The organism is Nakamurella alba, assembly GCF_009707545.1.
Taxonomy (GTDB): domain Bacteria; phylum Actinomycetota; class Actinomycetes; order Mycobacteriales; family Nakamurellaceae; genus Nakamurella; species Nakamurella alba.
Genome location: NZ_WLYK01000001.1, coordinates 534601 through 556491, shown reverse-complemented (window position 1 = coordinate 556491; position 21891 = coordinate 534601). Strand labels below are relative to the sequence as shown.

Sequence of the window (21891 nt, the reverse complement as noted above, 5' to 3'; positions counted from 1 at the left end):
CCACGATCTGGGCACGCCGGAAACCCGTCCGCCGTTCGATCCCCCTCTGCCGGTCCACGTCCGTCATGCGCCGCGCGCCGGAACGGTCAGGTCGAACCCGTTGATCGCGACGATCAGCGGTTCCGATGACGACACGGCCGCGGGTGGGTCGATCAGCGCGGTCAGCGGACTCAGGTCCCCGGAGCAGATCCGCAGAGATTCGCCGGTCGTCCGCGGGTGCGTGACCTCGCTGATGGTGCCGATCCGGATGGACTGATCCCCGGTCGCCACGATGTCGGTGAGGTACGTCGGGCAGGAGCTGCTGCCGAACGTCGTCACCAGCAGCAGAGTCTCGCCGCGGTAGTCCGTCCAGGAGATCTTCGCCAGCGCCGGCCCGAGCCCGGTTTCCGACAGCTGGTCAGAGGGGATCTCGACCGGCGCATCGCTGATGTCCACCTCGGACATCACCACCGATCCGGTGGCGAAACGCTGCAGCTCGGTCCCGGGCCTCGTCGATCGGGAACCCCACACCAGCGCACCGGCGATCAGCGCGACCACAGCGACCAGCACCAGAACGCGCACCACAACATGTCCGGGCGCCCTGCGATGACGCATGTCCACGTCCGTCATGAGTTCCTTCCGATGTCGGCGATCCTCGAGCATCCGAACAGTGAATGCGAGGCTCCATCGGTGGACGGTCCGACCGCACCGTCACGTTGCATCGCCGACGAACGCTGAGGGCCCTGGTGCAACCTCAGGCGTGCCGATCTCCGTCGAGGGATTGACGAAGGGGGGTCCGATGATCCGCACACTGCGGACAGCCGCACTGCTCGCCGCCCTCGCTCTTGTTGCGGTCGGCTGCGACAGCGGGTCGACCGCGGACCCGCCGAGCCCGATCGTCACCGGTCCGCCTTCCGCGCCGCTCACCACCAGCAGCGGGCCGCCGCCCACCGCGCCGTTCGTCAGCATGACCCAGTACCTGCCGGCTGGCACGGACATGCCGGCCACGTTCCCATCGGACATGGCCGACGCCAAGTACGGCGAGTCGATGGTCGGCTGGAGCACGAGCGAGCCGCGGAGGTTGGTGCTGACCACGTTCAACAGCAGCTCGTGTCGCCGTTACCCGACCTCCGTCACCTTGACCGGCCCGAACTCGATCGAGATCGTGCTCGCCGGAGGCTATGAGAGCCCCTACTCCCAAGGCTGTCTCGCAGACCTGGTGGCATCCACCTGGACGCTGGACCCGCCGGGCGGGATCACACCTGGTCAGGATCTTGACGTGCTGATCGAGGGGACGACCCATTCCATCACGGGCTGAGAAGCACACCCGCTCCCGACTCAGCCCAGCGACAACGCGATCCCGTCGAGGATGTCGTGCTCCGACACCGTCGCCTCGTCGATGCCCGTCCGGCGCTCGACCTCGGACACCAGCACCGAGAGCACCAGCGAGCCGGCCCCGATCACGTCCACCCGGCCGGGATGCATGTAGCCCAGGGCTGCACGGTGGGCGCGGGTCGAGTGCAGCAGCGTCGTCGCCACCCGGTGCACATCACCGGCCGGGATCCGGGACAGGTGGATCCGGGCCGGGTCGTAGGTCGGCAGGTGCAGTGCGGCTGCGGCGACCGTAGTGGCGGTTCCGGAGACCGGCACCAGCCGGCGCAGTCCGTCGAGCGGCAGCTGGTCCAGCCCACCGGACAGCAGCTCGGTCGCCCATTCCGTCGCAGCCGAGATCTCCTGCTGCGGCGGAGGATCGGAGCGCAGGATCCGTTCCGTCAGCCGCACGCACCCGATGTCCAGGCTGATCCGGCCGTGGACCTCCGGGTCCCCGGTGCTCGTCGTCGAGCCCACCACGAGTTCGGTGGAGCCGCCGCCGATGTCGGCCACGAGGAACGGTCCGGGATCCGGGGCCAGACCACCGACCGCGCCGAGGAAGGTCAGCGAGGCCTCCTCGACCCCGGTGATCACCTCCGGCTCCTGGCCCAGCACGCCGCGCACCATGTCGACGAAGTCCTGCCGGTTGTCGGCATCCCGCGACGCCGAGGTCGCCGCCATCCGGACCCGGACCGCGCCGGACGCCCGCAGGATCGCGGTGTAGTCGGACAGCGCCGCCCAGGTCCGGTCCAGCGCCCCCGAGGAGATCCGTCCGGTGGCGTCGACGCCCTCACCGAGCCGCACCACCCGCATCTCGCGGTGCACGTCGACCAGCACCCCGTCGTCCTCGACGTCGGCGACCAGCAGCCGGATCGAATTCGTCCCGCAGTCGATCGCCGCGACCCTGCGCGCCATGTCAGCCCACTCCTGTTGCGCCGTAGAAACCCTGGATGTGCGCGACGACCCGCTCGGAGGCGAGCCCCGGGTCGCCGTCCCGCACCGATTCCAGGATGCCCCGGTGTTCGGCGCGCAGCCGATCGGCCATCCCCGACCAGTCCGGGTACCCGTCCACGGCCGCCGTCACGTACTGCTCGATGGCTTCGCGCATGGCCGTCATCACCGCCGCGATCACCGCATTGCCGGCCAGCTGGGCGAGCGCGACGTGAAACCTGGTGTCCAGGTTGAGGAAGTCCGCGACCGGCAGGTCCGGTCGGTCCATCTCGTCCAGCAGGTCGACGATCGGAGCCAGGTCCGCGTCAGCCACCTCACGTACCGCGGCCTCGCCGACGGCCCAGGACTCGATCAGCACCCGGGTACCGACGATGTCCGCGACCGGGAGGTGCCGGCTGGCCAGGTGCCAGCGCAGGGCGGCGCCGATGGGCGCGGCGGGATCGGCGATGACCGTCGCACCGGCGTCCGGTCCGGACCCGACCCCGGTGCGGATCAGGCCCATCGCCTCCAGCACCCGGATCGCCTCGCGCACGCTCGACCGCGAGACGCCGTACCGCTCGGCCAGCGCGCGCTCCCCCGGCAACCGCCCGCCGACGTCCAGCCGCCCGTCCGCCAGATCCGCCTCGATCCGGCGCAGCACCTCCTGGTACGTGCGGGTGGCCATCGGGCTCCGTTCTCGGCTCGGCAGTGCGCGACTCCCAGCATCATCCCGTGCCGCCGTGCGGCCTCCGGCATCGGGTGGGTCTGTGGTCCGACCACAAGCCCGCCGAAAGCCTGGGTTGGCCGACCGAACGCCCCGTTCCCACGGCAGATCGGACCGGATCGTCGAGTGACCCGGGGAAGGGATCCGCTGCCGCCGCGAGGTGACGCGTGCCGGCGATGGCTCTGCATGCCGACGTCCGGCCGCCGGTCCGACCACCCTCCGACCGCAAGGAATGGACCGAAACCATCGCCCAGCAACGGGTTCGGTCCCGGATATGCCCTACCTACCGGCGCACGACGGAACCGCGCGGACCGCCGTCCCCGACCCACCGATCCGATCAGCACCCGGGGCTCACGGGTACTCACTCCCCCACCCGCGCGGCGCGGAACGGGGACAGCAGGAGAAGAAGTGCGGTGAGCAGCATCCCGCCCGCGGCGAGGAAGAGGCCGGGGCGGTAGCCGATGGCATCGGCGAGCAGACCACCGAGCGGCGCGGCGATCACGATCATGGCTCGGTTCACCGAGCGCATCGTGGCGTTCATCCGGCCCTGCAGGCGGTCCGGGGTGACGGACTGGCGGTAGGCCATCTCGTTGGCGTTGGACGCGCCCATCGCCACCCCGAGCAGGAACTGACCGGCCCCGGCGACCACCCCGGCCCAGCCGGAGACGGGGGTGAGAGCGACCACGCCCCAGGCGATCCCGGTGCCGGCCTGGGCGGCGATCACCAATCGGCCGGTCCCGAGCCGCTCCCCCAGCCACGCCGCCGCGGAGCTGCCGACGAACGCACCGACCCCGGCCAGCGCCAGTGCGATGCCGAGCAGCAACGGCGACAGCCCGACGGTGTCGACGGCGAACGGCACCAGCACCACCCCGGCCAGCGCGGAGAAGAGGAACCAGCCGTGGGTGGCGATCGCGAACGGCCCGAGGGTGCGGTGCCGGTACACCCAGCGCAGGCCCTCCCGGATCTCGGTCCACATGCCCTGCCGCGCCGCACGTTCCGGCACCGGCTCGGCGACACGGGTGAACAGCAGCAGGACCCCCGACACCAGATAGCTCGCCGCGTCCACCAGCACCGTCCGCGCGGCGCCGATCAGCCCGATCAGCATCCCGGCCAGCGCGGGGCCGCCCGCCTGCGCCACGGCGGCCGCCCGGTCCAGGCTCGCGTGCGCCCGGGTCAGGTCGTCCACCGGTACCAGCCGGGGCACCAGGGCCTGCGCGGCCGCGTCACCGGCCAGCGAGGCGAGTCCGAGCAGCGCCATCAGACCGGCCAGCACCAGGATCGGCAGCGATCCGGTCCAGGCCAGCAGCGGCACGGCGAGCAGCAGCCCGGCCCGCACGAAGTCGGCCGTGATCAGCACCGGGCGGCGGCGCATCCGGTCCACCAGCACCCCGGCGACCACGCCGAAAAGCAGGTAGGGCAGCCAGCGCGCGCCGTTGACCAGCCCGACGTCCGCCGCGCTGCCGCCCAGCTGCACGACGATCAGCACCTGCACCGCGAGGGTGGTGAAGTAGGTGCCGGCCTCGGAGATCGAGGTCGCCCACCAGAACCTGCGGAACGCCGGGTGCACCACGGCGCGCCCTACAGGTGGGCGCAGGCCGGCTCGCCGCGGAAGTACTCGGGCAGCAGGTCGACGGCCTCGTCGCCCAGCGGGTTGATCCCACGGCCGACGGCCAGCGAGTGCGCGACCAGCACGTGCAGGCACTTCACCCGGTCCGGCATGCCACCGGCGGTCACCGCGATGCCGAGGTCGTCGAGCGCGTTGCGGGTGGCCAGGTAGGTGTCGTGCGCGAACCGGTACTTCTCCGCGAGATCCGGCTCCACCGAGAGCCTCTCGGTCATCTCCCGCATCAGGCCGGCCGACTCCATCCGGCTCACCGCGGCGTTGAGCGTCGAGCAGGACAGGTAGTACAGGGTCGGGAAGGGTGTGCCGTCCGGCAGCCGCGGCGCCGTCAGCACCACCGCCGGCACCCGGTGGTCACAGCGGTAGGCGACCGCCAGCGCACCGCGCGGCGGGCGGCCGAGCTGTTCGGTGAAGGCCACCCGGTCGGCGTCGGTCACCGGGGTCAGGTCGACCGGCGCGCCGGGGCCCACCGCCCGGAGGTCCGGCGGGGTCTGGTCGGTCATGTCAGCTGTTCACCCGGTCGGCGTGGAGAGCGTGTCGTACAGGTCGGAGTACCAGGGCGAGGACTCCTCGACCACCGCGGTGCCGGGGCTGCCGGCCACCGTGGGCTCCGGCGCCTGCACCACGTAGACGGTGTCGCCCGGCATCACGTACTGCAGCCGGGCGCGGGCCTCGGCCTTGATGTAGTCCGGGTCCTGCAGCGCGGCGGCCTGCCCCTGCAGGTCGGCCAGCTGGTCGCGGAGCGCCTGCTCCTCCGCCTGCTCGGACCGCAGCTGGTCGCGCTGGGCGAGGTATGTGCGCAGCGGGAACGCGATCAGCAGGGCGACGGTGCACAGCACCAGTCCGAGCGCCGCTGCCTGCCGGGCCACCCGGGAGCGGGTCGGACGCGGTGCCTCGGCGACCCCGCCGGCGGCCGGTCCGCGCACGGCACGCCGGGCCGCGGTGCTGCCGGCCGGCGCCGATCCCGGTCGTCCGGAGACCGGTCGGGACACGGCCCGGGTGGGCCGCTCCGACCGGGCGGAGGCCCGACGCACCGCAGTGCCGGACCGCGAGGGTCCGGCACTGCGAGGTCGTCGGCCGGGGCCGGCTTGGGTCATACGGGTGAACCTACTCGGCGGAGAACCGCGGGAAGGCGAGCTCGCCCAGGTAACGCGCCGCGTCGCCGAGACTTTCCTCGATGCGCAGCAGCTGGTTGTACTTGGCCACGCGCTCGGACCGGGCCGGCGCACCCGTCTTGATCTGGCCGGATCCGACCGCGACCGCGAGATCGGCGATGGTGGTGTCCTCGGTCTCACCCGACCGGTGGCTCATCATCGACCGGTAGCCGGCGCTGTGCGCCAGGGTCACTGCGTCCAGGGTCTCGGACAGCGTGCCGATCTGGTTGACCTTGACCAGCAGCGCGTTGGCGGCGCCGCGGGCGATGCCGTCCTCGAGCCGCTCCGGGTTGGTGACGAAGAGGTCGTCGCCGACCAGCTGGATCTTGTTGCCCAGCTCGGTGGTCATCGAGATCCAGCCGTCCCAGTCGTCCTCGGACAGCGGGTCCTCGATGGAGACGATCGGGTAGGCCGAGACCAGCTCGCGGTAGTACATGATCATCTCGGCGGCCGTCTTGCGGCTGCCCTCGAAGGTGTAGGCGCCGTCGGAGTAGAACTCGGTGGCGGCCACGTCCATCGCCAGCGCGATCTCGCTGCCCAGCTTGAACCCGGCGGCCCCGATGGCCTCGGCGATCAGGTCGAGCGCGGCCCGGTTGGAGGGCAGGGACGGGGCGAACCCGCCCTCGTCGCCGAGCCCGGTGCCCAGGCCCTTCTTCTTCAGCACGGACTTCAGCGAGTGGTAGACCTCGGCACCCCAGCGGAGCGCCTCGCGGAAGGTCGGCGCGCCGATCGGCGCGATCATGAACTCCTGCACGTCCACCGCGGTGTCGGCGTGCGCGCCGCCGTTGACGATGTTCATCATCGGCACCGGCAGGATGTGCGCGTTCGGGCCGCCGATGTACCGGAACAGCTCCAGGTCGGCCGAATCCGCGGCAGCCTTGGCCACCGCGAGGGAGACACCGAGGATGGCGTTGGCGCCGATCCGGCTCTTGTCCGGGGTGCCGTCGATGTCGATCAGCTTCTGGTCGATGTTGCGCTGCTCGGTGGCGTCGAAGCCGATCAGCTCCGGGCCGATCTCGTCGAGCACCGCCTCGACGGCCTTCTGGACGCCCTTGCCCAGGTAGCGCGAGGCGTCGCCGTCGCGCAGCTCCACCGCCTCGTGCTCGCCGGTGGACGCGCCCGAGGGCACCGCGGCACGGGCCAGCGATCCGTCCTCCAGTGCCACCTCCACCTCGACGGTGGGGTTGCCGCGGGAGTCGAGGATCTCGCGGGCTCCGATGAGTTCGATGGCCGCCACGGGCGCACCCCTTCTTCTCGAGTCGGTCCGCCCGTGCGCCGGTCCGCGGCACGCGGGCACCACGGGGCCGCAACCGCGCGCCCCGCGCAGGCAGCCTATCGGTCCCCGCAGGGACCGCCTGACCGGCCGATCCGGGCCACCGCGCAGAGTCGTGCCTGTCGCACGGCCCACTCACCGGACAAGCCCCGGACGCTCCCGCCCGCCTGTACCTTCAGGCACCGGATCCCGCGCACCGGGACCACGACCGCACCCGGCAGCAGGAGACACCGTGACCACCCTCGCCTCGCTCGTGGAGGTGCTGCGCGAGCAGGGCACCGGCGGCACGGTGGAGGTGCTGGTCGGCGACCTGGACCGGACGGTCCGCGAGGTGGTCGTGGTCGACGACGCCAACGGGCTGGCCGAGACCGGCGAGGGCACCCTGCTGGTGCTGGACCGGCGGCTGTCCGCCGTCGCCGACTCCTACCGCTTCGACATCTTCGTGCGCCGGGCCCTCGGGCACGGGGTGTCCGGCATCCTGCTGACCCTGCCCGAGCAGATCGACGTCTCGGTCACCGCGCTGGCGCTCTGCCGCAAGTCCGGGGTGCCGCTGCTGAAGGTGGCCCCGGACACCGACCTCAACGTCCTGGTCCGGGAGCTGGCGCGACAGCTCGCCGACGAGCTGCACCTGAACATGGACCGGGTCCGCCGCGCGCTGCAGGGCATGGACGACCTCGGCGCCGGCCAGGACACCGCGGAGGCGATCGTGGCGGCCGGCTCCGAGCTGCTCGGCCGACCGATCACCCTGGTCGAGGAGGCCGACCCGGACACCGTGTCGGTCCCTGCGGTGGTCACCGAGCCGGACGGCGAGCGGCTGGCCGCCGCGGCCACCGGCAACGCCGACACCGACGCCCTGGTGCAGATGGTGCTGTGGCGGCTCGCGGTGGAACTGAGCCGCGGGGCACTGCAGCGGCGGCGGGCCGAGCAGACGCTGCGGCGGTCGGCGGGCGAGCTGCTGCTGCAGCTGGTCGACGCGGACCGGGCCGGGCGCGGTGCCACCGGCGCGATGGCCCGGCGGCTGGGCATCCCGGTCGACGGCCGGCATGCGATCGTCCGGATCGAGCTGGAGAATCTCACGGACCTGACCAGCGACGACGTCCGTGCCTACGAACAACGCGACCGGATGGCGGCCGCGGCCCTCCGGTCGACGACCGGCGATCCCGGCATCTGGCATGTCTCGCACGACATCTCGGTGCTGCTGCTGCTCTGCACCCGGGACGCGACGGCGGAGGGCACGGCGGCCGACACGGCCGACCTGCAGCGCACCGTGCGACGGGTGATCGGCGACCTGGTCGCGGACCTGCCGGAGCTGCGCACCTTCACCGGTATCGGGTCCTGGCGGGCCGGCATCGTCGGACTGGCGGCCAGCGCGTCGGAGGCCCGGCTGGCGGTCGCGGCCGCCCGCGCCCGGCGGCGGGTGAACGAGCCTGTCGGGTTCGATGCGGTCGGCCTGCGCAGCGGCCTGATCGAGTGGTACAGCTCGCCGCTGGTGCGCGAGTCGGTGGACACGCTCTTCGCCCCGCTGTCCGGCCTGTCCCCCGCCAAGCGCGACTCGATGATCGAGACCCTCGGCACCTACCTGGATCTCCAGGGATCGATCACCCGGACCGCGGAGCGGCTGCACCTGCACCGCAACGCCGTCCGGTACCGCATCCAGCGGGCGCTGGACCAGCTGGGCATCGACGAGGACGACGCGGACCAGCGCCTCTTCCTGCACCTGGCCTGCCGGGCGGTCACCATCCGCTGATGGGGTGCGGCGGGACCGCCCGGCAGATCCGGGGTCGGGAGAGATGCCCTAGTTGATGAAGGAACCCGCCACTGCGTCGAAACCCGAGATGTAGGTGCGGAACTGCTCGAAGAACGACGGCGGCAGCGAGCCGATCGACTCCTGGTACAGCGCCAGGTCGGTGATCTCGATGATCTCGATGTAGCTGTAGGAGGTCACCTCGACGCCCTCCATCACCGGCTCCTCCAGCCGCACCACGCGGTAGGACGCGATGCCGGGCAGCGCGATCGAACCGGGGGTGTCGACCTCGCGCACCCACGTCTCGTATTCGTCGCGCAGCTCCTCGGAGCCCAGCTTGGTCAGGAAGAACACCACTCGGTTCTCGGACACGTTCGTACGCCTCTCTTCTCGGGAATCGGGTCATCCAGGCCGTGCAGGGAAGGTCAGCCGCGCAGCAGCGGCAGCACCTCGGCCGCGGTCTGCGCGATCATCGCGTCACCCGCCTCGGCGGGATACGGTGCCAGCACGACGGTGTCGGCGCCGGCCTCGTGGAACTCCTTGATCCGGGCGGCACACCGGTCGGCCGGTCCGTGGATCGCGAACAGGTCCACCCACTCCGACGGCAGCCGCTCGGTCATCTTCGCAAGGTCGCCCAGCGCCATCAGCTCGGCGAGTTGGTCGTTGAAACCCAGCACCCCGGTCATCGGGGTGGGGCCGACGGCGGCCAGGTAGAAGGCCACCGCCTCCCGGGCGGCCTTCTCGGCCGCCGCGCTGTCGTCGGACAGGTGGTAGAGCACGAACGTCGGCAGGCTGTGCGGCTCCGCCTCGCGGCCGGCCTTCGCCGCGCCGATCGCGATCTGCTCCTTGGCGTAGCGCAGGTACTCCGGGGTGGCGATGACCGACATGACGGTGCCGTCGGCGACCTCACCGGCCAACTGCAGCGACTTCGGGCCGACGACGCCGGCGAGCACCGGCACCGGCGTCGCCGCCGGGTGCTCCAGCTTGACCGCATCAAAGCCGAAAGGCCCTGTCTCGGTGAGCTCTTCGCCGTCGAGCAGCCGCTTGACGGTGCCGATGACCTGGCGCAGCGAGGCGACCGGGGACTTCGGGTACATGTCCATCTGCTTGACCCAGAACGGCACGCCGTGGCCGATGCCGACCTGCAGCCGGCCGGGGAAGGCACCGGCCAGGGTGGCCGCCTCCATCGCGGTGACGGCCGGGTGGCGGACCACCGCGGACAGGATGCCGATGCCGACCTTGATGTTGTCGGTGGCCGCGAGGGTGATGGCGGCGCTGGAGATCCCGGCCAGCAGGAAGTAGTCCTCGCTGAGCCAGATCTCGTCGAAGCCGAGGTCCTCGATCGCCTTCGCGGTCGGGGCGAGGGAAGCGGGGGCGGCGGTGCCGTGGACGAGAATGCCGACGGATCCGGTCATCTGGACTCCTTGACGAGGCTGGTATCGGTGGTGCCGGGGTTGGCGGGCGGAACAGGACCTGGTGGGTCGGTGGGGCCGGCGGCGATCGGACTGCCGCCGGTCGGTGGGATCTTCCGGCGGCGCCGGGTGAACCACTCGGTGAGCTCGCGGCCGCGGGTCAGGCCGGCGGGCCGGAGCAGCAGGATCAGCACCATGATGATGCCGAGCACCACGTACTGCAGGCCCGGGCGCGGGGTGATCTCGAACAGGCCGAGCACGTCGCCGGCCTCGGCCTTGCGCAGCACCTCGCTGAGCACGGACACCACGACGGCCCCGGTGACGGCACCGGTGAGCGAGTCGGTGCCACCGATCACCAGCATCGCGATGATGACGAAGGTGTAGTCCAGGTAGAAGGTCCCGGGCGTCACCGAGCCGAGCAGCAGGGCGAACAGCCCGCCGCCGATGCCGGTGAAGAAGGCGCTGAGGGTGAAGGCGATGATCCGCTCCCGGGCGATCGACACGCCGGCCGCCTGCGCCGCGACCTCGTCGGACTTCGAGGCCCGCAGCCGCTTCCCGAACGGCGAGCGCTGGAACAGCCAGGCCGCCCAGATCGCGGCGATGGCCCAGAGCACCGCGGTGGTCACCGTGGTGGACGACGGGATCGAGGAGATGCCGCGCCGGCCGCGGGTCACGCTGTCCCAGTTGGAGGCGATGACGTTGACCGCGATCAGGATCGACACCGTGGCCAGACCGGCGGACAGGCCGTTGATCCGGGACAGCGGCAGCACCACCAGGAACCCGAACACCGCGGCCACCAGACCGCCGACCAGCACGGCCGGGAACGGGTCCAGCGCGAACCAGGTGAGTGCCGGCGCGTCCGGGAACATCCGGGTCTTCAGGTCGAGCGGCATCACCAGGATCGCCGCGGTGAACCCGCCGACCGAGGCGAAGGACAGGTGGCCGAAGGAGTGGATGCCGGAGTTGCCGACGAAGATGTAGAGGCCGACCACCATGGTCAGGTTGATCAGGGCGACGCTCAGTGTGCTGACCAGCGACCCGGGACCCGTGGACAGCAGCGCGGACAGCACCACCACGACCACGGACAGCACGGCCGGGACGGCGACGAAACGCAGCGCCCGCGAGCGGCGCGACCCGGTGTGGGTGGCCACGCCGAGGTGTTCGGTGACCGTCATACCCGGACTCCTTCACTGGTGCGGATGATCCCGGACGGCCGCAGCACCAGCAGCAGGAACACCGCGGCGAACAGGATCGCGTCCCGGAACGGCTTGACGTCCAACGGGAGTGCCGTCTGCAGCACCTGGCTGGTGATGCCCAGCGCGAGACCGCCGATGGCGGCGCCCTTCAGGCTGGACAGGCCGCCGGCGACGGCGGCGACGAGGCCGAAGAGCATGGCGTCGACACCGAAGTCGGGGGTGACCGAACCGGAGCTGGTGAGCAGGAAGATCGAGGCGACCGCGGCGAGCACGCCGCTGATCACGAACGCCACCGAGATCACCCGGTTCGCGTTCACGCCCAGCATCCGGGCGGTGGAGAAGTCCGCGGAGGCGGCGCGCATCTGCAGCCCGATCGAGGTCTTCGTCAGGAACACCGTCAGGCCGATCAGCAGCAGGGCGGTCACCAGCACGGTGAAGACGCTGACCCGCGGCACGAAGACCTGCCCGAAGCGCCAGCTCGACATGAGCCATTCCGACACCTGGGTCGACATCGGCAGGGTGCCGAAGAGTGCCTCGGCCAGGCTGGCCATCGCGATGCTGACGCCGAACGAGGTGACCAGCAGGGTCGCCGGATTGGCGCCGCGCACCCCGCGGAAGGCGACCAGGTCGAGCAGCAGCGACAGCACGACGCAGACCACCAGGGCCAGCACGATGCGCAGCCACAGCGGCAGCGAGCCGGTCAGCACCAGGGTGTAGGCGCCGGCCATGATCAGGCTGGAGTGGGCGAAGTTGATCAGCTGCAGGATGCCGAAGACCATCGCCACGCCGAGCGCGTAGAGGGCGAACAGGCAGCCGAGATTCAGTGCGTTGATGATGTTCTGGATGATCAGGCTCATCGGGCGGCCTCCTTGTCGCTGTGGCCGGCCAGGTAGTCCTCGGCCAGTCCGGCCACCTGGTCCGGGCCGGCCAGGCCGCTGCGCACGACCTCGCCGGTGCGCAGCAGGTAGTAGCGGTCGGACATGGCGACCGCGCGGGTGGCGTTCTGCTCGACCAGCAGGATGGTGATGCCGTCGGCACGCAGGGACTCGATGGTGGCGAACACCGAGTCGACCATCCGCGGCGCCAGTCCGAGCGAGGGTTCGTCCAGCAGCAGCAGTTGCGGCCGGCTCATCAGCGCGCGGGCGATGGCCAGCTGCTGCTGCTCGCCGCCGGACAGGAAGCCGGCGGCCTGGTCGATCCGCTCCCGCAGGATCGGGAAGCGCTCGAGTTCGCGCTCGAGGTCGGCGGCGACAGCCTTGCGGTCGCGGCGGGACACGGCGCCCAGCGACAGGTTCTCCTTGACGGTGAGTCCGCCGAAGATGTGCCGGCCCTCCGGCACCAGCGCCAGCCCGGCGGCGACCACCTGCTCGGGCCGCAGTCCACCGATCGGCCGACCGTCGAAGGTGATGGTGCCGCCGGCCGGCTTCTCCAGCCCGGCGACGGCGCGCATGGTGGACGACTTGCCGGCGCCGTTCGGGCCGACCATGGTGACGAGCTCGCCCTCGGCCACCTCGACGGTCACCCCACGGACGGCGGGGATGCTGCCGTAGCGGACGGTCAGGTCAGTGATCTGCAGCATCGCCAGCTCCTACCGGGGATCCGAGATAGGCCTCGATGACGGCCGGGTCGGCGGCCACGGCGGCCGGGGTGCCGACCGCGAGCACCCGGCCGTGGTCGATCACCTGCAGCCGGTGGCAGAGCCGCATGATCAGCCGCATGTCGTGCTCGATGACCAGCAGGCCGCAGCCGAGCCGCTCCGGGATCGCCCGCAGCAGTTCGAGCAGCTCGTCGCTCTCCTGCTCGTTGAGACCGGCGGCCGGTTCGTCGAGCATCAGGTAGCGCGGGGCGGCGACCAGCATCCGGGCGATGCCCAGCCGGCGCTCCAGACCGTAGGGCAGCGAGCCGGACGGGCGGTCCGCCCACTCGGCAAGGCCGGTGAGATCCAGGATCTCGCCGACCGCGGAGCGGGCGGCACGCATCTTCACGCCGAGGCCGAGGGCAACGACCTCGATGTTCTCGTAGACCGACATCTCCTCGAAGAGCCGGACGTTCTGGAAGGTCCGGCGCACACCGTGCCGGGCGATCTTCCGCGGGGACCACCCGGTGACGTCGGTCCCGTCCACCACCAGCGTCCCGGCCGAGGCCTGGAAACCGGTGAGGACGTTGACCAACGTGGACTTGCCGGCCCCGTTCGGCCCGATCAGCCCGAGGATCTCGGACGGGTGGAGCTCGAGGTCGACCTGGTCGATGGCCCGCAGGCCACGGAAGTCGACGGTCAGCCCGGTCGCCCGCAGTGCCGTGGCACCGCCGGTCGGGGCCGAACGGGGTTCGGTCATGTCAGTTCCAACCTTCTTGATTCGTCGTGCGGGCCCTGCGTCAGCAGGGGTTGCCGCCGGGCACCTCGGTGACCACGACGTCCTGGGCGACGACCGCGGGCCGGCCGTCGGTGTACTCGAGGACCAGCTGCGGGCGGGCACTCGGGATGTGGCAGGTGTCGGTGTAGGTGGTGGACCCGATCAGCAGCGGCTCGTCGGTGAAGCTGTTGAGAGCTGCTTCCACGGCGGCGGTGTCGGTGCTGCCGGCCTCCTCGATGGCGGTGGCCAGTGCCTGCACGCTGGAGTAGCCGGACAGCGGGTAGAACCCGGAGGCGGCGGGCTCGCCGGTCTCGGTCTCGATCCGCTCGAAGAAGGCGTTGATGTCCGCACGCGGGTCGTCGCCGTACATCGAGGCGGTCGCCGGGATGAAGAAGTTCGACAGGTTCGGGATCGACTCCAGCCAGTAGGTGCCGTCGAAGGCCTGCAGGCCCATCATGTCGGTCTCGATGCCGGCCGAGCGGATCTGCTGGATCAGGGTGGCGCCACCGGGCGGGTAGGAGCCGGCGACGATCAGGTCCGGCTGGGCCTGCTGGATGCCGGTGACCTGGGAGGCGGCGGAGGTGTCACCGGACTGGAAGGTGTCCTGGCCCGCGATGGTGCCACCGAGCGCCTCCCACTGGGTGATGAACGACTCGGCGGCGACCTGGCTGTACTCCAGGGTGTCGTCGACGATCACGTACGGGTTGGTGTAGCCCTGCTCGAAGGCCCACGTCGCCATGACCGAACCCTCGGCGGGCGAGGAGATGTGGGTGTTGTAGGTGTTCGCGCCGATGCCGTCGTAGCCGAACTGCGGACCACCGGCGCAGCCGATCGCGACGATGTTCGCAGCCAGCGCCTCGCGGGCGGCCGGGGCGCCGATGTCGAAGTCGCACGACGGGACGATGAAGTCCGCGCCCTGCTCGATGATCTCGCGCGCCGCGGTCTGGATGCGCGTCGGGTCGGTGGCGTTGTCGTTGGTGACCAGCTCCAGCGGGCGGCCGAGAACGCCGCCGGCGGCGTTGATGTCGTCGATGGCCATCTGCATGCCCTGCTCGACCGGGATGTCGAACACGGACATGAAGCCGGTCATGCCGGCGGTGTGCCCGATGACGATGGGGTCACCGGTGGGCGCGGCCGCGGACCCGGTGGCCTCCGAGGTGCTCGCCTCGGAGGTGGCACTGCCTTCGGACGAGCCCGCGGACGTCGCCGAGGACTCGGCAGAGGTCTCGGCGGCGCTGGTGGCGGCGGTGCTCGTGCTGGTGCTGGTCTCCGAGGCCGTGGTGCAGCCGGTGACCAGCAGTGCGGCCAGGGCGAGCGGACCGAACCGCGCCGCCCGGGACAACGTGCTCTTCATGTCTCTCCTTGCAGTCAGGTGCTGGATCTGGTGCGGGGATCTGTTGCTGCGTACTGCCTGTCGTGCGGTGGAGCCGGTACTCGCGGTGGGGCTGCGCAGCGGCACCGGTGCGCGGGTGGGAACTGTGTGTGGCTGATGGCTGGTGGGTCAGACCGCGCCGAGCGGTCCGGCGGCCTTGGCCCGGATCCGGACGACCGGGTCCTGCAGGTACGCCATCGGGACCTCCTCGATCTCGACGATCTCGACCTCGTCCGGGTCGGCCCCGGCGCTGACCGCCTCGTCGCTCGCGGCGGTGGTGGCCTCGGCGAGGATCTCCTCCCGCGTCCGGTTGCCGAGCTTGAACACCTTGTCGACCTGACCGGACACCGAGGCGATGGCGGCGCCGATCGCATTGGCCACGTCGTAGTTCTCGGGCCAGAGCACGTCGTCGAAGCCGGGCAGGTCCTTCGGCAGGATCAGCGACCCACCGCCGACGGCGACCACCGGAACCGACATCCGGGAGGGCCGGATCTGGTCGATGGCGTTCCACACCTGGTCGTCCGCCTCGGCCTGCGCGGCCTTGAGGGTCTCCTCGCGACCGGCCACCTTCTCCGGGTCGCCGATCGACATGCGGCCGGCGGCCACCGCGGCGTCCGACAGGGTCGGGCTGCCGCCGCCGAAGACCAGGGCCTCGGTGCGCAGCCGGTAGCCGACACTGTCCGGACCGACGGTGATCCCGTCCGCGGTGGCCCGGATCCGGGTGCCGCCGCCGACGGCGATGGAGACCAGGTCGGGCATCCGGAAGTTCGTGCGCACGCCGCCGATGTCGACCGCGGTGCTGGACTCCCGGGGGAAACCGTTGATCAGGATGCCGATGTCGCTGGAGGTGCCGCCGACGTCCACCACCACGCCGTCGGTGATGTTGGTCAGGTAGCCGGCGCCGCGCATGGAGTTGGCCGGTCCGCTGCCGATGGTGAGCACCGGGAAGCGCAGCACGTAGTCCAGGCCCATCAAGGTGCCGTCGTTCTGGGTCAGGAAGCTGACCGCGTCGATCTTGTTGCGCTGCAACGACTCTGTCAGCCCGGCGACGACCTTGCGGGCGACACCGACCAGGGCGGCGTTGAGCACGCAGGCGTTCTCCCGCTCCAGCAGCCCGAGAGCGCCGATGCCGTGCGACAGCGACACCGGGATGTCGCCGAGCACCTCGTGCACGACCTTCTCGGCGAGGAACTCGTGCTCGGCGGAGACCGGCGAGAACACCCCGGTGACCGCGACCGCCTGGGCGGTGCCCTGGACGCTGCGCAGGAACTGGGCCAGCGCGTCGGCGTCGAAGTCGGTCAGCGGGTCACCGCTGATCTCGCTGCCGCCGCGGATGACCACGTCACCGGCGGAGACGACCTCGGCGAGGTCGGCGGGCCAGTCCAGCAACGGCGGGATCGAGGTGGTCGCCGGAGCCCCGATCCGGACGACGGCGACCTTGTACAGGTCCCGCCGCTCCAGGATCGCGTTGGTGGCGTGGGTGGTCCCCAGCATCACGTGCGTGATGCGCTCCACCGGCTCGTCCAGGCCGGCCAGCACCGACTCGATGGCCAGGCTGATGCCGGAGGTGAGGTCCGGGGTGGTCGGGGTCTTGAACTTGGCCAGGAGCGTGTTCTCCCGGTCCAGGACGACGGCGTCGGTGTTGGTACCACCGACGTCGATCCCGATCCGCAGATCAACCGACGCGGGCATGGGTCTCCTCCACGGGGACGTAGTCGACGTCGTAACCGAAGGCGCGGGGTCCGACGACCTCGAGGCCGCGCGGGGTGCGCCACGGGGCGGGCGACGGGATGACCCCGACGACCACACGCTGTCCGTAGCGGATGTGTTCGGTGACGATGCCGTAGGCGGTGTGCTTGTCGAGCAGGGTGATGATGTCCGGGACGGTGGCCAGGGCCTCGCCGTCCTCCAGCGCCACCAGGTTCTCGTTCTGGAACTCGATGCGCACCAGGCGACCCCGGTCGCCCTCGATGCCCTCGATGACGGCGCTGCCGCGGACGAAGCCGCCGGCCGTGCGCCGGTCCACGTCGATCACCTTGCCGGTGATCAGCGGGTAGAGGCCGACCTCGGCGTCCAGCGCGCCGAACGGGTCCTCCCGGGCGGTGCGCACGGTGCGGCCGATCCGGACGGCGGTGGACACCGTCCCGCGGATCACCGGTCCGCGGGCCTGCGCCCCGGTCATCGGGTAGAGACCGGCGCAGGCACACCCGCCCAAGGTCGAGACCGCATTGCGGGCAAGCTTTTCCAGCCAGACGTTGTCCCGCGGCTCGAAGATGATCGCCTGCGAGCGCTCGTCGACCATCACACACGGCCAGGCCGGGATGTCGTACAGGTGCGGGGTGCACATCTGGATCTCCGGGAAGGCCCGGCCCATCAGGTCGCCGTCGACCAGCGGCAGACCGGTGGCGGAGGCCCAGGCGACCGGGAGAACACCGTTGAGGCCGCCCATCTCGAGCGGCATCATGGCGTGCGCCTTCACCCCGAGCTGCTGCTCGATGGTGGACCGGATGACCGGCCCCTCGGCGCCGCTGGGGATCTTCTCCACCATGACGGTGGGGGCGCCGATCATGCCGGCGCTGATCACCAGGCCGTCGTCGGGTACCTCGGTCACGTCGATCACCGGCACCGGGCCGTGCTCGCGCACCATGTTCAGCGCCATCAGGTGGCCGATGCGCGGGTCACCGCCGCCGCCGCCGGCGAGCACGGTGCAGCCGACGGCCAGGTCGGCGATCTCCTCCTCCCCGAGATGGGTGATGCGGTCGGTGGTGTCGCCCCTCGCGGGGGCTGCGGTCGGATTGCTGGTCAACGTCTCTCCTGTGGTGCGTCCGGGACGAGTGCGTCCAGGACCCGCTCCGGGGTGATCGGCAACGAGTTGCAGGCGCGCCCGAGGGCGTGGCTGACGGCGTTGGCGATGGCGGCCGGGGCGAAGGTGATGGGTGGTTCCGCGACGCCCAGCGCGCCGAAAGGCCCGGCGGCACTGGGATGTTCCATGGGGACGATCTCGACGTCGGGCAGGTCGAGCCCGAGCGGGATCCGGTACTGGTGCAGGTTGCGTTCGAGGTAGCGGCAGTCCGGACCGATGCGGAGCTGCTCCTGCAGGGCGTACCCGATGGCCTGGGTGACACCGCCCTGCACCTGCCCGCGGAACCCGACCGGGTTGATGACCCGGCCCGTCTCCTGCACGATCACGTACCGGATGACCTTGACACCACCGGTGACAGGGTCGATCTCGACCACGGCGAGGTGCACGTGGTAGCTGGGGGTGGCCATGCCGGGGAACAGCAGTCCGTCGGCACAGCTCGGGTTGTACTGCACGGGCGGCGTGGCGTAGGAGCTGGTCGCCGTGATGTGGCCGATCGAGTACAGGGCGGCGGTGGCCACCTCGGCGACGGACAGGCTGCGCTCCGGCACCCCGGCCACCTCGACCCGGCCGTCGGTGATCAGCAGGTCGGCGGGATCGACCTCGAGCATCCCGGAGGCCACGTCGAGCAGCTGCTTGCGGGCATCGGCGGTGGCGTCCCGCGCGGCCCGGCCGGCGGAGTGCGTGGTGCGGCTGCCCTGCGAGCCGCCGTCGTAGCCGGCGACATCCGTGTCCGGCATGGTGATCACGACCTGGTCCGGCCGCACCCCCATGGTCTCCGCGACGATCTGCACCAGCCCCATCGACACCGAACCCGAGCCGTTGTCGTTGGCGCCGCTGATCACCTGCACGACGCCGTCCTCGTTCACCTTGACAGTGGCCGAGCCGGGCATCGGGTTGGTCATCCACATGCCCGCGGAGATACCGATCCCCTGGTTGGGACCGAGCTCGGCGTGCGCCTGCTCCCACGGCACCGTCTGCTCCATCAGCTCGAAGGCCTCGGCGAGCAGCGACGCGTCGGGCAGCACCTGGCCGGTCAGCGTGACCGAGCCGTCGGAGAACAGGTGGCGCAGCCGGTACTCGCGGCGGTCCACGCCGAGGGTCGCCGCGATGTGGTCCATGTGGCGTTCCTGCGACATGTACAGGTAGAGGCCGCCGACCCCGCGGAAGGCGCCGGTCGGGGTGGTGTTGGTGTACCAGAGACGGGAGTCGACCCGCACCGGGCCGTGGATCTCGTAGACCGAGCCGAGGATCGACAGCGGAAGGGAGGCCAGGCCGGGCATCTCGCCGCTGTACGCGCCGTTGTCGCTGTCCACCAGCACGTCCCGGGCGATCATTACGCCGTCCGCGTCCAGCGCGGTGCGGACCCGGATCACCGCGTTCTCCCGGCTCGGGCAGGTGAGGATGTCCTCCTCGCGGTCGTTGCGGATCTGCAGCGGCTGGCCGACCGCCCGGGCGCCGAGCGCGGCCAGCGGCTCCACCGAGGCGTCCAGCTTGCCGCCGAAGCCGCCGCCGATGACGTGGCCGACAGCGCGCACGTCCGAGGACCGCATGCCCAGGTACTGCGCGACCCGGTCACGCACGTTGAACGGGTACTGGGTGGAGGTGTGCAGGGTGCAGCGGCCGTTCTCCCAGGTGGCCAGGCCGGACTTCGGCTCCATGTAGGCCTGGTACTGCCGGTCGACGGTGAAGGTGTCCTCGACGACGTGCGCGGCGCGGGCGAAGGCCTCGTCCACCCCGGGCGGGTCGGCGAACATCCGGGCCGCGAGGTTGCCCTCCCGCGGGAAGTCCCCGCCGGTCGGCTGGTAGGAGGCCCAGTCGGGGTGGATCAACCGCATCTCCGGGTCGCCGTGGCCGGCGATCGCGGCGTCCATGTCGATGCCCGGCCACTCGTCGATCTCCAGCACGATCGCGGTGGTCGCCGCCTTGGCGATCTCCCGGGTCTCGGCGATCACCAGGGCGATCGCCTCGCCCTCGAAGCGGACCTCGTCGACGGCGAGCATCGGCTGGTCCCGCAGCACCCAACCACCCAGCAGGTCCGGCTGGTCCTTCGCGGTGAGCACCGCGATGACGCCGGGAACCTCGAGTGCGGGCGAGGTGTCGAGGGTGACGATGCGCCCGGCCGGCACCGGGGAACGGAGCACGGCGCCGTGCGCCATGCCGACCTCGCGGTGGTCGATGCCGTACACGGCCGTGCCGGTGATCTTGCCGGGGGCGTCGTTCCGGGCGACCGGGGCGCCGATCAGCGAGGCGGTCACGAGGTCTCCCCGCGCAGGGTCGCGGCGGCGGCGAGGGCGGCCTCGACGATCTGGACGTAACCGGTGCAGCGGCAGATGTTGCCGGTGACGGCGTCCAGCACCTGACCTCGGTCCGGGTCCGGGTTGTGCTCCAGCAGATCGGTGAGCGAGACGATCATCCCGGGGGTGCAGAACCCGCACTGCACGGCGCCGTGTGCCTGGAAGGCGCCCTGCAGTGCGGTCCCGACCGGCGAACCGGCGAGTCCTTCGATGGTGCGGACGGAGCGGCCGTCGACGGCGGCGGTGGGCACCAGGCAGGAGTCGACCGCGCGGCCGTCCAGCAGCACCGTGCAGGCGCCGCACTCCCCTTCCAGGCAGCCCTCTTTCGCGCCGCGCAGTTCCCAGCGCTCGCGCAGCGAGTGCAGCAGCGACTCGGCACCCAGCGGCGCACAGCTCCGCACCCGGCCGTTGATCTCGGCGGAGATCTGGTTCATCGGTCCACTCCTCGGGCCAGGCAGCCGGTCAGCACATCGGCGACCAGGCGGGGCAGCAGCGTGCGGCGGTAACGGGCGGTGGCCTTGACGTCCTCGACCGCTTCGGCGCCGAGGTCGGCCAGCCGGGACAGCTCGGCGATCGCCGGCCCGTCCGGGAGACCGGTGCGCACCAGTGCCTGCTCGAGCGCGCGGGCCCGGAACGGGACGTCGGCGTAGGACCCGACCGCCACCCGGGCGTCGGTGATCGTGGCACCGGTGCCGAACTGCAGCAGGATCGCGACAGTGATGATGGGGGCGTCCATCTCGCCGCGGCGGCCGACCTTGCGGTAGCCGGTGACCGCTCCCGGGAGCGTCGGCAGGGTGACCGAGGAGAGCAGTTCGTCGGGCCGGATCGCGGTCAGCCGGTCGCCGAGCATCAGGTCGGCGACGGCAACGGTCCGGGTGCCGGCCTGCGAGCTGAGCACCGCCTGTGCATCGTGCACCAAGAACGGCGTGGCCAGGTCCGCCGGGTGCGCGATGATCAGGTTGCCGCCGACCGTACCCAGCTCCTGGGTCTGCGGGTAGCCGATCCGCTCGGCGGTGATCTTGACCAGCTCCGGCACCCGGGGGTCGGCCAGCAGGTCGTGGTGGGTCACCGTGGCGCCGATCCGCAGAGCCGCGGCCGCCGCACCGCCGTCCGGATCGACGACGGCGTCCTCGGTGATCGTGCGCAGTTCCGAGTGACGACCGATGTGCAGCAACAGCTTCGGGTCGATCTCGCGGCGGCGCAGGCGGATCATCACCTCGGTGCCGCCGGCCATCACCGTCGCATCGGACCCGAGGGCGGCGAGGGCGGCGAGCACCTCGTCGGTGGTGTCGGTGATGCGCACCCCGGGCGGCGCGAACGCCGTGCTGGTCGCTGTCATGGGCCGACGGTATGTCGGATTCCGATCGGCCGACTATGGGCACATCGCCCGGTTTCGACCTCTTCTTGTGCAGGACGGCAACGAATGACGGTCGTGTGTCGCCGGGTTTACCGCTGGACGACAGTTGTCGCTCTGTGCACGCCGAAAGTGACGCTGGGTTGACCGACGGCCGATCGGGTGTGGCACAGGCCACCGGACCGGCCGGTGAGGCACCGGCCACAGAACGCCGTTCTGTTCTCCCCGGCGCGCGGTGCGGCGTCCCGGG

General features: G+C 71.3%; 21 protein-coding genes. 2 read left to right on the top strand and 19 right to left on the bottom strand.

Features of this window, described 5'->3' with window-relative positions:
• Positions 1-63: 63 nt before the first annotated feature.
• Positions 64-561 (bottom strand): hypothetical protein, encoded by a 498-nt coding sequence (locus GIS00_RS02365; protein ID WP_154766783.1) that lies wholly within the window; start codon positions 559-561, stop codon positions 64-66.
• 217 nt (positions 562-778) lie between these two features.
• Between GIS00_RS02365 and GIS00_RS02360 the strand changes: the two genes are divergently transcribed.
• Entirely contained in the window at positions 779-1297 is a 519-nt protein-coding gene (locus GIS00_RS02360; protein ID WP_154766782.1) for a hypothetical protein, read from the top strand.
• Positions 1298-1317: 20 nt separating this feature from the next.
• Here GIS00_RS02360 and GIS00_RS02355 read toward each other — a convergent pair whose 3' ends face one another.
• The 6 genes from GIS00_RS02355 to eno all read right to left on the bottom strand — a co-directional run bounded on the left by GIS00_RS02355 (position 1318) and on the right by eno (position 7016).
• On the bottom strand, positions 1318-2265 hold the full coding sequence (locus tag GIS00_RS02355) for a Ppx/GppA phosphatase family protein (RefSeq protein WP_154766781.1): 948 nt from the start codon (positions 2263-2265) through the stop codon (positions 1318-1320).
• 1 nt (position 2266) lies between these two features.
• Positions 2267-2965: a FadR/GntR family transcriptional regulator gene (locus tag GIS00_RS02350; RefSeq protein WP_154766780.1), complete on the bottom strand. Its 699-nt coding sequence runs from the start codon at positions 2963-2965 to the stop codon at positions 2267-2269.
• 400 nt (positions 2966-3365) lie between these two features.
• Positions 3366-4574: an MFS transporter gene (locus GIS00_RS02345; RefSeq protein ID WP_322097378.1), complete on the bottom strand. Its 1209-nt coding sequence runs from the start codon at positions 4572-4574 to the stop codon at positions 3366-3368.
• An 8-nt stretch (positions 4575-4582) separates the two neighbouring features.
• Positions 4583-5128, bottom strand: coding sequence for a DUF501 domain-containing protein (locus GIS00_RS02340; RefSeq protein WP_154766779.1), 546 nt, complete (start codon positions 5126-5128; stop codon positions 4583-4585).
• Between the two features lie 9 nt (positions 5129-5137).
• Positions 5138-5617: an FtsB family cell division protein gene (locus tag GIS00_RS02335; RefSeq protein WP_154766778.1), complete on the bottom strand. Its 480-nt coding sequence runs from the start codon at positions 5615-5617 to the stop codon at positions 5138-5140.
• A 115-nt stretch (positions 5618-5732) separates the two neighbouring features.
• Entirely contained in the window at positions 5733-7016 is a 1284-nt protein-coding gene (gene eno / locus GIS00_RS02330) for a phosphopyruvate hydratase (protein ID WP_322097377.1), read from the bottom strand.
• Between the two features lie 268 nt (positions 7017-7284).
• On the opposite strand from eno, the gene GIS00_RS28750 reads away from it, so the two are divergent.
• Positions 7285-8799, top strand: a complete 1515-nt coding sequence (locus tag GIS00_RS28750) for a PucR family transcriptional regulator (RefSeq protein ID WP_154766777.1) — start codon at positions 7285-7287, stop codon at positions 8797-8799.
• A 48-nt stretch (positions 8800-8847) separates the two neighbouring features.
• Here GIS00_RS28750 and GIS00_RS02320 read toward each other — a convergent pair whose 3' ends face one another.
• The 12 genes from GIS00_RS02320 to GIS00_RS02265 all read right to left on the bottom strand — a co-directional run bounded on the left by GIS00_RS02320 (position 8848) and on the right by GIS00_RS02265 (position 21626).
• Positions 8848-9168, bottom strand: a complete 321-nt coding sequence (locus GIS00_RS02320; RefSeq protein ID WP_154766776.1) for a hypothetical protein — start codon at positions 9166-9168, stop codon at positions 8848-8850.
• A 53-nt stretch (positions 9169-9221) separates the two neighbouring features.
• Positions 9222-10211: an LLM class flavin-dependent oxidoreductase gene (locus GIS00_RS02315; RefSeq protein WP_154766775.1), complete on the bottom strand. Its 990-nt coding sequence runs from the start codon at positions 10209-10211 to the stop codon at positions 9222-9224.
• Positions 10208-11383 (bottom strand): branched-chain amino acid ABC transporter permease, encoded by a 1176-nt coding sequence (locus GIS00_RS02310; RefSeq protein ID WP_154766774.1) that lies wholly within the window; start codon positions 11381-11383, stop codon positions 10208-10210. Before GIS00_RS02310 ends, GIS00_RS02315 begins: the two co-directional genes overlap by 4 nt.
• The gene (locus tag GIS00_RS02305; RefSeq protein WP_154766773.1) at positions 11380-12261 is read right to left on the bottom strand and encodes a branched-chain amino acid ABC transporter permease; all 882 of its coding nucleotides are present in this window, start codon (positions 12259-12261) and stop codon (positions 11380-11382) included. The genes GIS00_RS02310 and GIS00_RS02305 overlap by 4 nt, the downstream gene beginning before the upstream one ends.
• Positions 12258-12983 (bottom strand): ABC transporter ATP-binding protein, encoded by a 726-nt coding sequence (locus GIS00_RS02300; protein ID WP_154766772.1) that lies wholly within the window; start codon positions 12981-12983, stop codon positions 12258-12260. Before GIS00_RS02300 ends, GIS00_RS02305 begins: the two co-directional genes overlap by 4 nt.
• Positions 12967-13740, bottom strand: a complete 774-nt coding sequence (locus tag GIS00_RS02295) for an ABC transporter ATP-binding protein (RefSeq protein ID WP_154766771.1) — start codon at positions 13738-13740, stop codon at positions 12967-12969. The genes GIS00_RS02300 and GIS00_RS02295 overlap by 17 nt, the downstream gene beginning before the upstream one ends.
• Positions 13741-13780: 40 nt before the next feature.
• Positions 13781-15112: an ABC transporter substrate-binding protein gene (locus GIS00_RS02290; protein WP_154766770.1), complete on the bottom strand. Its 1332-nt coding sequence runs from the start codon at positions 15110-15112 to the stop codon at positions 13781-13783.
• A gap of 147 nt (positions 15113-15259) precedes the next feature.
• Positions 15260-16822 carry a hydantoinase/oxoprolinase N-terminal domain-containing protein gene (locus GIS00_RS02285; protein WP_154766769.1) on the bottom strand — a complete coding sequence of 521 codons (1563 nt, stop codon included), beginning with the start codon at positions 16820-16822 and terminating at the stop codon, positions 15260-15262.
• Positions 16806-17936, bottom strand: a complete 1131-nt coding sequence (locus GIS00_RS02280) for a DUF917 domain-containing protein (protein ID WP_230312724.1) — start codon at positions 17934-17936, stop codon at positions 16806-16808. The genes GIS00_RS02285 and GIS00_RS02280 overlap by 17 nt, the downstream gene beginning before the upstream one ends.
• Positions 17933-20248, bottom strand: a complete 2316-nt coding sequence (locus tag GIS00_RS02275) for a xanthine dehydrogenase family protein molybdopterin-binding subunit (protein WP_154766768.1) — start codon at positions 20246-20248, stop codon at positions 17933-17935. Before GIS00_RS02275 ends, GIS00_RS02280 begins: the two co-directional genes overlap by 4 nt.
• On the bottom strand, positions 20245-20721 hold the full coding sequence (locus GIS00_RS02270) for a (2Fe-2S)-binding protein (RefSeq protein WP_154766767.1): 477 nt from the start codon (positions 20719-20721) through the stop codon (positions 20245-20247). Before GIS00_RS02270 ends, GIS00_RS02275 begins: the two co-directional genes overlap by 4 nt.
• Complete coding sequence (locus GIS00_RS02265) at positions 20718-21626, bottom strand: FAD binding domain-containing protein (RefSeq protein WP_154766766.1); 909 nt, start codon at positions 21624-21626, stop codon at positions 20718-20720. Before GIS00_RS02265 ends, GIS00_RS02270 begins: the two co-directional genes overlap by 4 nt.
• Positions 21627-21891: the final 265 nt, after the last annotated feature.

What these genes read in the sequence shown, in the direction of transcription:
- GIS00_RS02295 (WP_154766771.1), bottom strand. Translation starts at nt 13,740, where the DNA reads ATGACCGAACCCCGTTCGGCCCCGACCGGCGGTGCCACGGCACTGCGG.
- GIS00_RS02350 (WP_154766780.1), bottom strand. Translation starts at nt 2,965, where the DNA reads ATGGCCACCCGCACGTACCAGGAGGTGCTGCGCCGGATCGAGGCGGAT.
- GIS00_RS02270 (WP_154766767.1), bottom strand. Translation starts at nt 20,721, where the DNA reads ATGAACCAGATCTCCGCCGAGATCAACGGCCGGGTGCGGAGCTGTGCG.
- GIS00_RS02340 (WP_154766779.1), bottom strand. Translation starts at nt 5,128, where the DNA reads ATGACCGACCAGACCCCGCCGGACCTCCGGGCGGTGGGCCCCGGCGCG.
- GIS00_RS02310 (WP_154766774.1), bottom strand. Translation starts at nt 11,383, where the DNA reads ATGACGGTCACCGAACACCTCGGCGTGGCCACCCACACCGGGTCGCGC.
- GIS00_RS02315 (WP_154766775.1), bottom strand. Translation starts at nt 10,211, where the DNA reads ATGACCGGATCCGTCGGCATTCTCGTCCACGGCACCGCCGCCCCCGCT.
- GIS00_RS02290 (WP_154766770.1), bottom strand. Translation starts at nt 15,112, where the DNA reads ATGAAGAGCACGTTGTCCCGGGCGGCGCGGTTCGGTCCGCTCGCCCTG.
- GIS00_RS02305 (WP_154766773.1), bottom strand. Translation starts at nt 12,261, where the DNA reads ATGAGCCTGATCATCCAGAACATCATCAACGCACTGAATCTCGGCTGC.
- GIS00_RS02265 (WP_154766766.1), bottom strand. Translation starts at nt 21,626, where the DNA reads ATGACAGCGACCAGCACGGCGTTCGCGCCGCCCGGGGTGCGCATCACC.
- GIS00_RS02355 (WP_154766781.1), bottom strand. Translation starts at nt 2,265, where the DNA reads ATGGCGCGCAGGGTCGCGGCGATCGACTGCGGGACGAATTCGATCCGG.
- GIS00_RS02300 (WP_154766772.1), bottom strand. Translation starts at nt 12,983, where the DNA reads ATGCTGCAGATCACTGACCTGACCGTCCGCTACGGCAGCATCCCCGCC.
- GIS00_RS02285 (WP_154766769.1), bottom strand. Translation starts at nt 16,822, where the DNA reads ATGCCCGCGTCGGTTGATCTGCGGATCGGGATCGACGTCGGTGGTACC.
- GIS00_RS02360 (WP_154766782.1), top strand. Translation starts at nt 779, where the DNA reads ATGATCCGCACACTGCGGACAGCCGCACTGCTCGCCGCCCTCGCTCTT.